This is a genomic window from Neoakkermansia glycaniphila, assembly GCF_900097105.1.
Lineage (GTDB): Bacteria > Verrucomicrobiota > Verrucomicrobiia > Verrucomicrobiales > Akkermansiaceae > Akkermansia > Akkermansia glycaniphila.
The window spans coordinates 2,627,420-2,640,810 of record NZ_LT629973.1 but is presented as its reverse complement, the minus strand read 5'-3'; the positions used below and the strand labels follow the sequence as shown (position 1 = coordinate 2,640,810).

The window sequence follows — 13,391 nt, the reverse complement described above, 5'->3', positions numbered from 1 at the left end:
GCCGATTGATGACGGTTATGGTTCAGAAAAATCCCTTTCTACGGCTCAAACGACGAAATTGCCGTCACCTATTCTGCCATATCCATGACAATTCGAAAAACAAATAACCCCTTGATTTATCAAGGGGTTATTGAATAAAATCTGGTGGAGCATAGGGGAGGCCTAGTATGTAACTGGAGAGTTATGTTGTTTATCTATAGGGCGTTGCGTTTTTTGTCATGTTGCTGGAGCTTTATATAATTGGTATATATGTGGTGCAGTTTGTGCTGCACGATCAATTAAACATATCAATTATATGGCGCATCTCATTACAAGAACCAATTCCCGCTTCTGGTACGGTCGCTGGCGTAACGGTGAGACGATTTCCATGAAGTCCACCCATGTGCCCGTCAAGGGAGATTTTATCGGGGGTATCAAGGAGACTACGACTCAGGCTCGCCGAAGGGCCCAATCCATTGCAGACGCTTATGAGGCTTCCGACAAGGAGGGGCTCGGCAACGAACTCGTTCGGGAAGTTTTGTCTTCTCTTGCCAAGGAGTCTATCCCGGAGATTCCTTCTGTCAATGAGTATCTGGAAGGTTATCTGTTTCTTCGACGTTCCCAGCTTACCCGGAATACTCTGTACAATATGAGGAAAGCCTATGAGCTTTTCACGAAGCATCTCGGTTCCAGGGCGAAGCTGCCGATCAATACGGTGCGACGCAGCGATGTGAAGGCGTTCGTCAGCGAGCAGCTTCAGCAGGTGCGCAGGAGTACGGTGCAGAAGTATATTACGGCTCTTTCCCCCGCTTTCATGAATGCAGTGGATGATGAGATTATCGAGAAGAATCCTTTTTTCAATACGAAGGTGCCTCGCAACGTAGGGCATGAAGATTCGTGCAAGGAGGCGTTTACTCCTGACGAGGTGGCTCTGATGCTGGAGAGATTGCCCGAAGAGTGGTACAGTATGGTGCTGTTCTGCCTGTGCATGGGCGGCCAACGTCTGGGGGATGTCGCCATGCTTCAATGGAATCAGATCGATCTTGAGGCGGGGATGATTTCACTGGTGACGGGCAAGACGGGCCGTCGTTTGCGCATTCCCGTTATCGGGCCGCTGGAGCAGCATATTCGCGCAATTCCTCACACTGGGCGGTTCGTGCATCCCGGCTGTGCGGAGAAGTATCAGCGGCAGGCGGGCCGGTACCTGTCTTATCAATTCAAGGTGTGGTTGCAGCATATCGGGGTGATCGCCCGGGATGCTTCGACGAATGCCCGAGGCGGTCGTACCCGCAATGTCGCGCCCAAGACGTTCCATTGTCTCCGCGCCACCGCTGCGACCTGGCTGCACAATCTCGGGATCGACCATGCGCTTGCCAAGGAGATTGTCGGGCATGATTCGGAGGCTTCCCACCAGCTTTATATCCGTCCTTCGGACGATTCCCGCAAGGATGCTCTCGAAAAGCTCGGGCAGGCGATTCTGGGGTCTTCTTCCCGGTTGCGTTGCCCTGCTCCGCTTCCGGCTGCCCCGTCAGTTCCCCGGACGGAGAAGCCAACCGCCGTTCCTTTCTCCACGGCGACGGCTACGGAGTGGAATCCGGGGATGCCTTCTTCCGGCGCTGTTTTTGTTTTCAATGCGTGTTGATCTTGTCGTTTCTGGCGGGGTATGAAAGACGCCCGTTTCCCATGCGGGGGAAACGGGCGTTTCGTTTGTTCCCTGCCGTGCCGTTTGGCGCGGGTTCTGGCTTGCCGGAGGCGGGAAAAGACGGGACAAGGTTTGTCTGTTCAGGATTATCTATTTGCCCTGGCTGTACATCCCGGCAGACAGGGGCTGGTCAGGTTCATATTGATGAGCCATTCTCTTTTCTGCAATGGCAATCCACCAGATGATCGTTCACAAAGCCTGCGGCCTGCAAGTGGGCGTAACAGATGGTCGATCCAAAGAATTTGAAGCCTCGCTTTTTCATGTCTTTGCTCATGGCGTCTGATTCCGGTGTCGTGGCCGGGATGTCCTTGAGTGTTTTGCGGTGATAAATGATCGGTTTTTGGTCCGGGAAGAATGACAGTGTGTAGTTGTAAAAGCTGCCGAATTCTTCCTGTATGGCGATGAATGCTTTGGCATTGCTGATAGCCGCCTTGATTTTGAGCCGGTTTCTGACGATGCCTGCGTCCTGCATGAGGCGTTCGACATCCTGTTCCGTCATGTTGGCAACCCTGGTGACGTCAAAGTGATGAAATGCTTTGCGGTAGCCTTCTCTTTTACGGAGTATGGTGATCCAGCTCAGGCCTGCCTGGGCGCTTTCCAACGTCACGAATTCAAAGAGAAGTTTGTCGTCCGTGATGAGGTTGCCCCATTCTTCGTCGTGATATTTCATGTACAGGCTGTCGGCGCCGCACCAACCGCATCTTCCATTGATCAGGTCTTGCATTTCCATGGTTATAACCCTTCTTATCATGCCTCAATTCCTTCGATTTGTCCAGCCCATAAGTGCAAGCCTGTGCCCATCGTCTGTTGGGGATGACGGGATGCTGGTGTCTTTTTCCTGCCGTTTGTTGGTCCGGTTCATCAGGCGGCTTCCCTGCAGGGCATGAGGAAGGCATTTTGTTGTCGAGGCGGGTGGCTCCGAGTGCGGCCTTGACGGTGATTTGTTCACGGACGTCGATGTATTCGGAGCGCGGTTCGATGCGGAAGGCGGCTTCTTTCCAGATGCCGAATTTGACGCGGGTTTTGAGCCACGCGACGCAGAGGCGGTTGCCCGCTTCGTCGAGGGGGAGCATGTTGGTGATGAGGAATTTGACGCCGAGGAAGTCGTTGACTTGTCCGTTGGTGAGGGAGGAAAAACCGTAGTCGCGCCGCTGGGTTTGTTCCATGAGGAGGAGGTCCATGTGCTGTTTGGGGGAGATGGCGACGACGATGTCGTCTCCCTTGCCGGGTTTCCAGTGCAGGATGCGGTAGCGGCACAGGAGTTCCGCGATTTTGTCGAGGAGCATTCCGGAGGCGGTTTTGGTGCCTTTGGCGACGAAGTCCGCCGGGATGAGCTGGAAGGAGCCGGGCGAGGTGTCGAGGGTTTCTATGGTGGCTCCGTCGTCTCCGACGTAGTTGGGGGCGAGGATGCCGCCGCAGACGCCGTCTTCCTGGGTGCGGATGCGGTAGCCGCCCGCGTCGTCTTCCATGACTCCGAGGATGACTTCGTCGTGCATCCGGGCGCAGGCTTTGCGTTGTTCTCCCATGACTTCTTCAGCGCGGAGGTCGAGGGTGTCCATTTCCAGTTTGTCGTCTTCGGAGAGGGGGATGGAGTCGTAGAATTTGCGGGGTTTGATGCTGCGTTTGCCGAAGTCCATTTCGGACCAGACGATTTTCTGGAGCCTTCCGCTGTATTCTCGCATTCGGGCGCTGCCGTGGTAGGGGAGTTCTACCGATTTGCCCCGGCAGTTGGGGTGGATGGTGACGAAGGGTCTGACGAGTTCCATGTCCTGCTGGATCTGGACTTCCCATTTTGTTTCGTGTTTGGTGCGAAACATTTTCGTGATGTCTGGCGTTAATTCCATAGTGGCTTATTTTCCTGTGGAATGGGGGCGGCAGGATATGCTCATGGTGTGAGTACGGGGTGTGCATGGCGTGAGTTTCGCCTTCTTTCTTGACAATGGTACAATTTTCTTGTACGTTTCTGGCATGACCCCGTTATGCCTTTCCTATAGTGAAGCCCGGCAGAATCTTTCGCAGACGATCAAGACGTGTGTGGATGATTCGACGCCGGTGATCATCAGGTCGCGCCAGCGCGAGGTGGTGATGATTCCGCGTGAGGAGTGGGAGTCCTGGATGGAGACGATGCACCAGCTTGATGCTCCGGCCAATGTGCGCCATCTGGAGAGGTCTCTTGAGGAGCGGAATCGTGGGGAGTCCGTGGTGATGAGCGCGGATGATCTGAAGAAGTTCATGTCTTCGACGGAAGATGAAGCTTGAGTTTTCCAAGTCGGCGATGGCCGATCTGGCCTTCTGGAAGAAGGCGGACCGGAAGGTGGTGGAGAAGGTGACGGCTCTTTTGCTGGAGATTTGCGAGTCGCCCTATACGGGCAAGGGGAAGCCGGAGCAGTTGGTGGGCAATTTGTCGGGGTACTGGTCGCGGCGCATCAATGCGAAGGACAGGATTGTTTATGCCGTGGATGAGGAGGCGGGGGTGGTGTTTATTCGTTCTCTGCGGAAGCATTACGAGTGATTTGCCCGGCGGAGTGCCTGGGTGGGGACACAGAGGGGCGCAGACTCGACGCAGATGATGCACGGATTTTTTGAGGGAGAATCCGGCGGAGTGCCGGATCAGGTGAGAGTTTGGCGATTCATGTAATGCACCTGCTTTCCTCATGATATGAGTGTTCCTCTTTCGTCTGTATGGCAGATAGGATGGGGGGATGAAACGTGTGGCGTTCAATGGCGGGGAGATTTCGCCGGAGTTGTCGTTGCGGTCCGATCTGGATGTGTTCCAGCGGGCCGCGCAGTCTCTGGTGAATTTCGATGTGTCGCAGATGGGAGGGATTCGCCGCAGGCGCGGGATGATGGCGTTTTGCCCGGCGATGGAGCGTTCCCGGCTGGTTCCATATGTGTATTCGCAGGAGGAGCGGTTTCTCGTGGAGGTGTCGGGCGAGCGTGTGCGGGTGCTGGATGCGGCTTCCGCCGCCGTGCTGGCGGAGTTCGACGCGGAGTTCGGCGAGGTGGAGTTCTTGCGCTGGAAGCAGGTGAATAATCTGCTCATTCTGACGCATCCGGCCTGTGCGCCCTGTGTGCTGAAGCGGAATGGCGCGGGGAGGTGGGTGTTCGAGCCGTATGTGTTCTCTGCACCTCCGTGGCGGTATGCGGGGTACCGGGATGAGGAGCTGCTGGTGTTGGGGAATGCGGACGGGAGTTATTCGGTGGTGTTGCCGGACAGTTTGCCGGAGGTGGAGCGCTCAATGGAGGGCGGCGATTTGCTGCGGGCTTCGTTTTATACGGAGGAGAGGGAGTGTTTTGCCTGCCGGTCGGTTCTGGTGGGCGGGGTGCAGGTGTTTTCGGAGCTGGGCGGAGAGTCGTTTTATGCGCAGGGAGCGAAACTGGCGCGGCGCGGGGAGGCGAGTCTGGCGTTTTATGTGTGTACGAAGGATCTGGAGGCGGGGAGTTTTGTGGACGGTCTTAATTTGCCGGAGAATTATCCGGACAATTTCCTGCGGGCGGAGAGGACGGAGGGGTTCGGCGGGGTGCAGCCGGTGAACGGGTTGAGCGAGCGGAGGTATGCGAAGGGGGAAAAGGTTGTGCTGCGGTCGGGGTACTGGGAGTACTGGACTTGCGTACGGGCGTTTGGCGGTGGGGATTTCGTGCAGGCGGCGGTGTCGCCCTCGGATTATCCGGGGCATTTCGTGAAGGGGCTGGCGGTGGGGGAGGCGGTGCCCTGCCGGGGGACGTGGGAGTTTTTCTGTTCCGGGGCATGGTACGGGAGTTATGAGGTGCGGCGAAGCTATGACGGGCCGGGGCTGGACCGGGAGTGGGAGTCGCGGGGGATTTCGTTTTCACGGATCGGGGCGGCGAGCAATGTGCTGATGACCGGGGACGAGAGCGGGGAGGAGTGCCGGGTGCGGCTGTTTCTGACGCGGAGCCGGTTTATGGACGAGTCTCCGGTGAACGGGTTTCCGGACGATGTGTGCGGGAACAGGCTGGTCGTTTCTTCCTACAAGCATGATTTGCTGCTGCGGTATTGGGAGAGTGTGGATGAGGAGACGGAGGCTGTGCTGGCCTCGGGCTGGCATGATGCGAGTGCGGTGAAGGTGGATTTTACGGGGAGGCGGAGTTTTGTGGACTGGAGCTGGTGTGCGTTTCGCCCGGCGTACGGGTTCCCCCTGCTCTGCGAGGTGTTTTCTCAACGGCTGGTGTTCGCTTCGACGGTGGCGCAGCCGCAGTCGTTGTGGATGAGCCGGACGGATGATCTGGACAGGTTCGACCTGGGGAAGGAGGAGGATGCGGGGATTGCGGTGACGTTGGCGACGACTTCGCAGAATGCGATTTGCTGGCTGATGGCGCACGGGGAGAGGCTGCTGCTGGGGACGGCGGATGCGGAGTATGTGGTGGGCGCGGGGCAGTCGGGGGCGGTGTCTCATGCGAATGTGCGGGCCGGGAATCACGGGTATGTGGGGAGCGCGCCGCTGCCTGCGGTGATGGCGGTGGACAAGGTACTGTATTGCGAGCGCGGAGGGGCGAGGATGTTTCAGTACGGGTACGATTTTCAGAGCGATGCGTATGTGAGCCGGGATTTGACGGTGTTTGCTTCGCATATTCTGGCGCAGGACGGCGGGGTGGCGTGCGGGGCGATGCTGCGGAAGCCGGAAGCGAGGGCGGTGTTTGTGCTGCGGGACGGGTCGATGGCGTTGATGACGTACAATAGTATGCACGAGGTGCATTGCTGGCACAGGTATGAGACGGCGGGGCGTGTGGTGTCCGTGGCGGCGTTGCCGAACGGGACGCGGGGGGATGTGTTGTTTTTGATCGTGGAACGCGAAGAGGATGGAGTTGCCATGAGGTGGATTGAGGTGATGCGGGAGGATGGCCCGTGGATGGATCACGGGGAGAGGGATTATGTGTCGGAGGTGGTGACGAATGCGCTGACGGCTCCCGATGTGCGGGCGCAGAAGGTTCCGATCGCGCAGGTGCAGATGTTCCTGGAAGAGGAGTGTCCGGCGGAGGGGGTGGAGGTGACGGCGGACGGGACGGTGTGGGTGAAGCTGGACCGTTACGGGATGCTGCCGAGGGGGTGGAATGCGCTGCTGGCTTCCGCCCGCTGGGACTGGGAGTGCGTGGTGGGGCTGAGGGTGCGAGGAGAACGGGGATTTTCTCTGCTGGCGATTCAGGGGTAGGAACGGTTTTTAAACACAGATGGACACGGATGAGACGCAGATTTTTTGGAGTGCGAATCCGGCGGATTGCCGGATTGGTATGGAGGGAAATTTTGATGAATGTTTATTCCCTTTTCTCTTTTACCTTGAAACCTATGGATTTGACGAATGAACAGTTTGAGGAGGTGGCGGCGTTGCTGGCGGACAGGTGGTGGCGGTTGTGCCATTTGTACTGGATTGTCGATGTGGACGGGCGTGTGGTGCGGTTCGTGCTGAACTGGGCGCAGCAGGAGCTCTACGACCATCTGCACCACAGGAATGATGTGCTGAAGGTGCGGCAGCTCGGGATTTCAACATTCGCGGCGATTCTGGAGCTGGATGCCTGCCTGTTTACGGAGAATATTACCTGCGGTGTGATCGACCGTTCGCTGCCGGAGGCGAAGAAGAAGATGGCGAAGATGCGGTTTGCCTTCGATCATCTGGATCATGTGCCGGAGGGAGCGACGGAGGAGGATCGGCTGGTGGCCGCCATCGGCGGGATGGTGAAGGAGGAGATGAAGGGGTGCCGGTTTACGACGGAGGATGCGACGTTTCCCAATGGCTCGACGGTGTATGTGGGGACTTCGCTACGCGGGGGGACTTTGCAGATTCTGCATATTTCGGAGCTGGGGGCGATTGCGGCGCACGATCCGAAAAAGGCGGAGGAGATTATCAGCGGCGGGTTCAATACGGTTCACCAGAACGGGGTGATTATCAAGGAGAGTACGCATGAGGGAGGCCAATATGGCTTGAATTACGAACTGACGGTGGCGGCGATGGATATGGTGGGCAAGGAGTTGACGCCGCTGGATTTCAGGTTCTTTTTCTTTTCCTGGATCAGGCAGCCGGGGTACAGGATTGTCGGAGGGAAGGCTCCGGTTGAGCCGAAGATGGTGAAGTATTTTGCGAGTCTGGAGGAGGAGTACGGGATCGTGCTGGACGATGAGCAGAAGTGCTGGTATGCGGCGATGGCGAGGACGCAGAGGAAGATACGGCAGGAGTTTCCGACGGTGCCGGACGAAGCTCTCAATCCGGTGGCGGAGGGGACGATTTTCGGCAGCCAGATCAATATGCTGCGCGAGCTGGGGAGGCTGACGGCGGAGTTCGAGGCAGACGCGCATTTGCCGGTTTATACGGCGTGGGATATTGGGCTGGCCGATTTCATGAGTATCTGGTGGATTCAGCCGGGGCGGGACGGGAAGTTTTATGTGCTGGATAATTATACGGCGAACGGTCGGACGCTGGATCACTACATCGGGGAGCTGCGGAAGCGGGAGGCGACGTATGGCCGCGTGGCGGAGTGTTTCCTGCCGCACGACGGGGGGAGGCGGTTTCTGGACGGGGCGAGTTTTGCGGGGAGTCTGGAGAAGGCGGGGTACCTGGTGACGTGCGTGAAGAGGACGCAGGATTTGTGGGCCTCAGTGGATGCGACGCGGCAACTGCTGCGCCATGCGGTGATTCATGCGCGGTGTTCGCAGCGGACGGCGCTGCCGGATATGATCGCGGGGTATCTTTCCGGGGTGGATGCGTTGTCGAATTACCGGACGGCCCCGTCCGGTACGCACGGGGTGCTGCGGACGGAGCCGCTGCACGATGTGTGTTCCCATGCGGCGGATGCCCTGCGGACGTTTGCCGAGGCCTGCGAGAAGGGGTTGGTGGCGAAGGAGCGCGGATGGAAGGAGGAGGATGCGGGAGAAGAGATGTGCCAGGGCCGGATGCGGGGGCTGGCGAGGGGGGCGGAGGAGCTTTTTTAAAAGGTTAGAGTTATTTAATTGCTATTTTATGATAATTAATTACATATATAAATATGTCAAAAATTTTATTAGATACTTCAACTCTTATTGAAATAAATAATTCAAATTCAATTGATATCGACAATTTGACTTGCCCAGATTTTGTGAAAAACAATATATTTACAGGAATTGAGGCATTAATATTATATGATGATATATTTATAGATGGATCTCCATATGTCAATCATTATAAAATAGAAAGTAGCATATTGCGTGATTTTTCTGACATATTAAAACCTATAAAAATATCAGAGGATGAATTGTTAAATATTCATAAAAAATACAAGTGTTATCCAGTTGAAAAAATTATTAAAAATTTCCGCAAAGACTATCATAAAAGTACACGCATGAATAAAGATTACCTATCCCGAGATTGTTCATCTGCACACATGAAAATGTATTCTTTATTTTTTGAAAAAGAAATTACTGATAAATATATTATCAATTTAGAAAAAGATTTATTTCCAATACTTGTAAATACAATTAGATGCGCATATTATATTGAATTGCAAAATAAAATATCATCTGATTTGGTGCTTCATCCAAATAAAAAAGAATTATTATCAAGTATGCATAAATTAACTCAAGAAGGAGTTCCTTTTCGCTTGATTCGTTCATTTGAGTCTGCATTACATGAAAGAACAAAAGAATTACATGATATTTATTTGGGGGATACAATAGCATCCTTCAGTGTCCCCATAATCGCTTCATATGTGCTTAATCGTGCCCGAAAAGAAAAAGAATCATTAAGTCATGTTATTAGAGATGTACGCAATTCAAAAAAAGCAGTGCAATTCAGAGAAGGAATGTCTTGTTTGATCGAAGCATGTAGACAAGGCAAAACCGCATTAAAATTAGATATTCTTCAAAATTTAGACGAAGCCAAGCATGAATGGGAAAAGCATATTCATCATAAACCTTATCGAAAAACGCGAAAAATCAATTTGTCTGTATCATGTTTCGCCGGAATTGGAACCGATATTGCAGTTCCTTCCCTTGATTGCAAAAAATGCCCTTCTGAAAAATTATTGACTTTTATTCATGATATGATGTTATTGCAATAATAAATTAAAATAGAAGATATTACAAATACATCTTCATGGCATATGCATCTCTCATGCCCTAAAAATAGGAACATGTTTAAAATAGTTCAAAACGATTTCGAAAACTGAGAGTATTTTTGTAGGCTGTCAGAAGGGTCCGGTGAAACATTCATAGATTGCTGAACATACATGAGACGAGCCAGTTTTGAATGGGCGAATTTCACGTTTTCGGTGAAGAAGGAAAGGGTGGAGGAATGTACGAGAAGAGCGGAAATATAGACGCCTGTGGGGACTGCAAGGGAACGGATGTTTTGTGGTGAGGTGAATTATGGGATTTTGTGCACCCAAATCATTTCTATAATCAATAGAATTTTAAACGACGTAACAAAAAAATATTATTAATTAGATATCGTCGACAATTACTCGAGCCAGATAAGAATGCCGATGAAATGAGCGAGGGAAAGAAAAGAAGAAGCCAATTTCTCATACCGTGTCGCAAATCCTCTGAATCTCTTCATTTTCAGAAAAAGTCTCTCTACAAGATTTCTCTCCTTGTACAAATGGGTATCGTATTTTCTTTGTTCCCGCCTGTTTTTACGCGGAGGAATCACGGCAACTGCCCCCATACTCTCAACAGCTTGAACAACATAATCCGCATCATAACCGCGATCTGCCAAAACGTGACATGCTTGCTGTCCCTGCAGTAAGGCCATGGCCTGCTTGTAATCAGATTCTTCTCCTCCCGTCAGAATAAATTTCATCGGATTGCCATGGGAATCGCAGAGCGCATGCATTTTGCTTGTTCGGCCTCCTCGGGATTTACCTATTTGCTCATTTTTTTCCCCCTTTGGCTCCACATGCATATTGATGAACTCTTACAATTGTTGAGTCAATCATGAGCCATTCCGTATCCGCGCTACACGCGAGAGTGTTAAAAATTGTTTGCCAGACTCCTTTGCGGCTCCATCTCAAAAATCTTTTATGTACACTGTGCCATTTTCCATATTTCTCCGGAATATCTCTCCAACCACATCCTGTTTTTGCCTTGTATATGATAGCTTCGATGAACAACCGGTTGTCTTTGGCTGTACATCCAACATCCTGCTTTTTACCGGGAAGAAAATCCTTGATTCTTTCCCATTGGTCGTCTCTCAACTGATGCCTGAGTGATCCGCTCATGCTATCTATTATAATCCATTCTCTTTAATTGTCGACAATATCTAGTCTCTGTAAATTTTTTGAATCGCGAGGATTAATATTCATTTTTCCACATAGGGGCCCAAAAAACGACTTCCATTAAAATGGATTAGATGAGTAGGAGCATCAGCAACCCATACTTCTGTTTCCCAAGCAATATCACCTAAATATCGCCCCATGATTGAACGGTTGGGAAAGGCTGTGACATAAACTATTCCGGCTGAAGAATCAGCAAATAGATTGGCTAATTCTGCGTGTCGTTTACCATCAACTGGACCGTGACTAGTAACAGATTCAACTACAATCAGCCAATTTTTTTCTATAAAATGAAAAACAACATCCGGCATTTTTCCGTGTTCATCAATACGAACACCTAGTTGACGTAATAATTCTTCATTAAAATAGCCCCATTTTTCCCCGGTATCGCCAGCATAAATCAAACAACTTCCAGGAATAAATCGAGAGGCAAAATTTTCAATAATTTGACGGATTAATTCACTGTGTTCTCCCGGACTAAGAGAAATTTTTTGATTCTTAGCAATGGTAACAGGAATACGATTGATCTGACGTTCTCTGGCATAGCGTTCTTTTAATGTTTTTCTGGAAGCAAGCCATATTTTCAATGAGTCTTGCCATTCCTGAGAATGTACTTTTTTCAGTAGGTCCAATGCCGAAGGTTCAATTTGATAAACTGCTTTTGGGCTATTAACAGGACGACGCGGATCATCTGGATTATAAAGAGCAATTCCCGCTTCACAAAACTGATGCATAGTGTGCCGACGAAAGGTTTCACGAGAATTAGGTGCATAGGCTATTTCGTAGAAGCGATGAACCCACTCCATAATGGGAGTTATTCCTATTAACGGGCGTTCTGCTTCATGCCATTTTTTTTCGGGACTCAAGTTTAGAAGCGCCAAAAGACACAAGGCAGAACGGTCATTCTGTTGTCCTCGAGGAAAACCCAGTTCTATGAGGATACGTTGCGCTGTTTGCAAATGAGTATATTGATGAGTCATGATGTTAATTCTGTAATTTTTAAGTCTATATCACTCTGCTCAAAAGAAGACTGTGCCATAGTCCATACTCCAAGTTGAAGTAGAACATCCATGCTGGGATATTTCAGTTTTCTGAGGTCCGTTGCATTGACTTGCGTATGCCCATTAAATCTACGAAAATATTCATCTAATTCCGTTGAGTTCAGGAAGGTCGATAATCCGTAAGCCAATTCTGGTGGCAATCCTCTTTTATTTTGATGAAACACGTTAAGGTGATTTTCAAAGCCAAGAACAGGCGGCATATTTTTAAAAACGTTTGGATCAATCACTCGTGCTACAATACGACGTTTTTCTTCTTTAGTGGAAAAACGTTTAACGACACAGTAAAAACCTGTTGGATAGAGCCATTTTTCTGTATCGACATTCCTTTTAATTGCATTAGGTTTTCTGATATCAGACAAAGGCCAAACGAGTTTGTTTGTTCGAAAATGTATTGGATACAAAAGTGGCGCAGTATTTTCACAAGGCATTGAGCACAAATGTTCTTTAAGACGAAAATCAACAACAGGTCCAGTTGAAATTTGAATATTCAAGTCCTGCAATGAATATTTAATAGATTCGGATGACTCTAGATTTAGTATTTCAGTAGAGGAAGGAATGTGAATAAACTGTTCTGTATCTTCTGGAAACACGATACGCTCAATAGGCAGATCAAAGTACGATAAATCATCAAAAGAAGCGTCGGTGGATGAAGATATCCTTACCATTGCGGGAGAACTCCCTTTCTCCAGTCGGATAATAATATTTTCCTGTAACACAGAGTCTTCTTGAAACGCCTTATTGCGTGCTTTGAACAAATGAATATGTTTTATGGTCGTGTGCTCAAGTAGCAATTGACGAAAAGCTTTATAGTAGGGTCCATTACAGAAACTACGAGGAATAATTGCGACGATTTGTCCCTGATGTTTAGTTTGAAGAATAGCTAGCGCCACGAAAGCAGAATATAAATTCACCATTTCTACACCAATAGCGTTCAATGCTTTTCGATGAGTTGAATGACTATTTATTTTTTTATATGGAGGATTCAAAATTACATGAGAATAAGTTTCCTCATGTGGAAGCCTATTCATAGAATCCATAATATAGTCACATTCTAAAACGCTTATATTAGCTTCAGGATAATTGGCTATCTGAGAATGCAACTGTTGCCGAAGAAGAGCATCAATTTCATACATTGTTACATTAACAGCAGAAAAGCCAAACTTACCAGTTTTCCATCGATCTAAAAAGGCACTCGTTAAGGCACCACACCCAGCTCCTGCATCCAAAAGATGACAACTTCGATCAAATGAATCAGGAAACATTGCGGCCATGAAATGTGCAATGCTTTCAGGAGTCATATACTGTCCCAAGTTTTTTTTCCGAAGTGACGTAGAGACTGAAATTGGTTTGTAGTCTATGCTATTTGTAAGCTTGAGTTGCTGGCTCATTCACTG

At 50.3% G+C, this 13,391-nt stretch carries 11 protein-coding genes; 6 read left to right on the top strand and 5 right to left on the bottom strand.

The window, feature by feature from the left end; genetic code table 11:
* Positions 1–295: 295 nt before the first annotated feature.
* Complete coding sequence (locus PYTT_RS11085) at positions 296–1,621, top strand: tyrosine-type recombinase/integrase (protein WP_071133484.1); 1,326 nt, start codon at positions 296–298, stop codon at positions 1,619–1,621.
* A 196-nt stretch (positions 1,622–1,817) separates the two neighbouring features.
* On the opposite strand, the gene PYTT_RS11080 is transcribed toward PYTT_RS11085, so the two are convergent.
* On the bottom strand, positions 1,818–2,405 hold the full coding sequence (locus PYTT_RS11080) for a DNA-3-methyladenine glycosylase I (protein ID WP_067777229.1): 588 nt from the start codon (positions 2,403–2,405) through the stop codon (positions 1,818–1,820).
* Positions 2,293–3,498, bottom strand: a complete 1,206-nt coding sequence (locus tag PYTT_RS11075) for a phage capsid protein (protein WP_067777210.1) — start codon at positions 3,496–3,498, stop codon at positions 2,293–2,295. The genes PYTT_RS11080 and PYTT_RS11075 overlap by 113 nt, the downstream gene beginning before the upstream one ends.
* A 151-nt stretch (positions 3,499–3,649) precedes the next feature.
* Here PYTT_RS11075 and PYTT_RS11070 point away from each other — a divergent pair, with 151 nt between their 5' ends.
* The 5 genes from PYTT_RS11070 to PYTT_RS13480 all read left to right on the top strand — a co-directional run bounded on the left by PYTT_RS11070 (position 3,650) and on the right by PYTT_RS13480 (position 9,724).
* Complete coding sequence (locus PYTT_RS11070; protein ID WP_067777213.1) at positions 3,650–3,940, top strand: type II toxin-antitoxin system Phd/YefM family antitoxin; 291 nt, start codon at positions 3,650–3,652, stop codon at positions 3,938–3,940.
* Positions 3,930–4,193 carry a Txe/YoeB family addiction module toxin gene (locus PYTT_RS11065; RefSeq protein ID WP_067777216.1) on the top strand — a complete coding sequence of 88 codons (264 nt, stop codon included), beginning with the start codon at positions 3,930–3,932 and terminating at the stop codon, positions 4,191–4,193. The genes PYTT_RS11070 and PYTT_RS11065 overlap by 11 nt, the downstream gene beginning before the upstream one ends.
* 190 nt (positions 4,194–4,383) lie before the next feature.
* Entirely contained in the window at positions 4,384–6,849 is a 2,466-nt protein-coding gene (locus PYTT_RS11060) for a phage tail protein (RefSeq protein WP_067777219.1), read from the top strand.
* 134 nt (positions 6,850–6,983) lie between these two features.
* Positions 6,984–8,621, top strand: a complete 1,638-nt coding sequence (locus PYTT_RS11055) for a hypothetical protein (RefSeq protein WP_071133483.1) — start codon at positions 6,984–6,986, stop codon at positions 8,619–8,621.
* A gap of 53 nt (positions 8,622–8,674) precedes the next feature.
* Positions 8,675–9,724: a hypothetical protein gene (locus tag PYTT_RS13480; RefSeq protein ID WP_141675863.1), complete on the top strand. Its 1,050-nt coding sequence runs from the start codon at positions 8,675–8,677 to the stop codon at positions 9,722–9,724.
* Positions 9,725–10,122: 398 nt separating this feature from the next.
* Here the strand turns inward: PYTT_RS13480 and PYTT_RS13790 are convergent.
* The 3 genes from PYTT_RS13790 to PYTT_RS13100 form a co-directional block, all read right to left on the bottom strand.
* A protein-coding gene (locus tag PYTT_RS13790) for an IS5 family transposase (protein WP_156850367.1) occupies positions 10,123–10,882 on the bottom strand; the annotation gives its coding sequence in 2 pieces (ribosomal slippage) (positions 10,123–10,555 and positions 10,554–10,882; 762 coding nt in all).
* A gap of 80 nt (positions 10,883–10,962) precedes the next feature.
* Positions 10,963–11,916, bottom strand: coding sequence for a BsuBI/PstI family type II restriction endonuclease (locus PYTT_RS13105; protein WP_083076879.1), 954 nt, complete (start codon positions 11,914–11,916; stop codon positions 10,963–10,965).
* The gene (locus PYTT_RS13100; protein WP_083076876.1) at positions 11,913–13,385 is read right to left on the bottom strand and encodes an Eco57I restriction-modification methylase domain-containing protein; all 1,473 of its coding nucleotides are present in this window, start codon (positions 13,383–13,385) and stop codon (positions 11,913–11,915) included. The genes PYTT_RS13105 and PYTT_RS13100 overlap by 4 nt, the downstream gene beginning before the upstream one ends.
* Positions 13,386–13,391: the final 6 nt, after the last annotated feature.

Bases quoted from the DNA above. Each gene is read 5' to 3' on its own strand.
- PYTT_RS13105 (WP_083076879.1), bottom strand. From the start codon at position 11,916: ATGACTCATCAATATACTCATTTGCAAACAGCGCAACGTATCCTCATA.
- PYTT_RS11085 (WP_071133484.1), top strand. From the start codon at position 296: ATGGCGCATCTCATTACAAGAACCAATTCCCGCTTCTGGTACGGTCGC.
- PYTT_RS11075 (WP_067777210.1), bottom strand. From the start codon at position 3,498: ATGTTTCGCACCAAACACGAAACAAAATGGGAAGTCCAGATCCAGCAG.
- PYTT_RS13100 (WP_083076876.1), bottom strand. From the start codon at position 13,385: ATGAGCCAGCAACTCAAGCTTACAAATAGCATAGACTACAAACCAATT.
- PYTT_RS11080 (WP_067777229.1), bottom strand. From the start codon at position 2,405: ATGCAAGACCTGATCAATGGAAGATGCGGTTGGTGCGGCGCCGACAGC.
- PYTT_RS11070 (WP_067777213.1), top strand. From the start codon at position 3,650: ATGACCCCGTTATGCCTTTCCTATAGTGAAGCCCGGCAGAATCTTTCG.
- PYTT_RS11060 (WP_067777219.1), top strand. From the start codon at position 4,384: ATGAAACGTGTGGCGTTCAATGGCGGGGAGATTTCGCCGGAGTTGTCG.
- PYTT_RS13480 (WP_141675863.1), top strand. From the start codon at position 8,675: ATGTCAAAAATTTTATTAGATACTTCAACTCTTATTGAAATAAATAAT.
- PYTT_RS11065 (WP_067777216.1), top strand. From the start codon at position 3,930: ATGAAGCTTGAGTTTTCCAAGTCGGCGATGGCCGATCTGGCCTTCTGG.
- PYTT_RS11055 (WP_071133483.1), top strand. From the start codon at position 6,984: ATGGATTTGACGAATGAACAGTTTGAGGAGGTGGCGGCGTTGCTGGCG.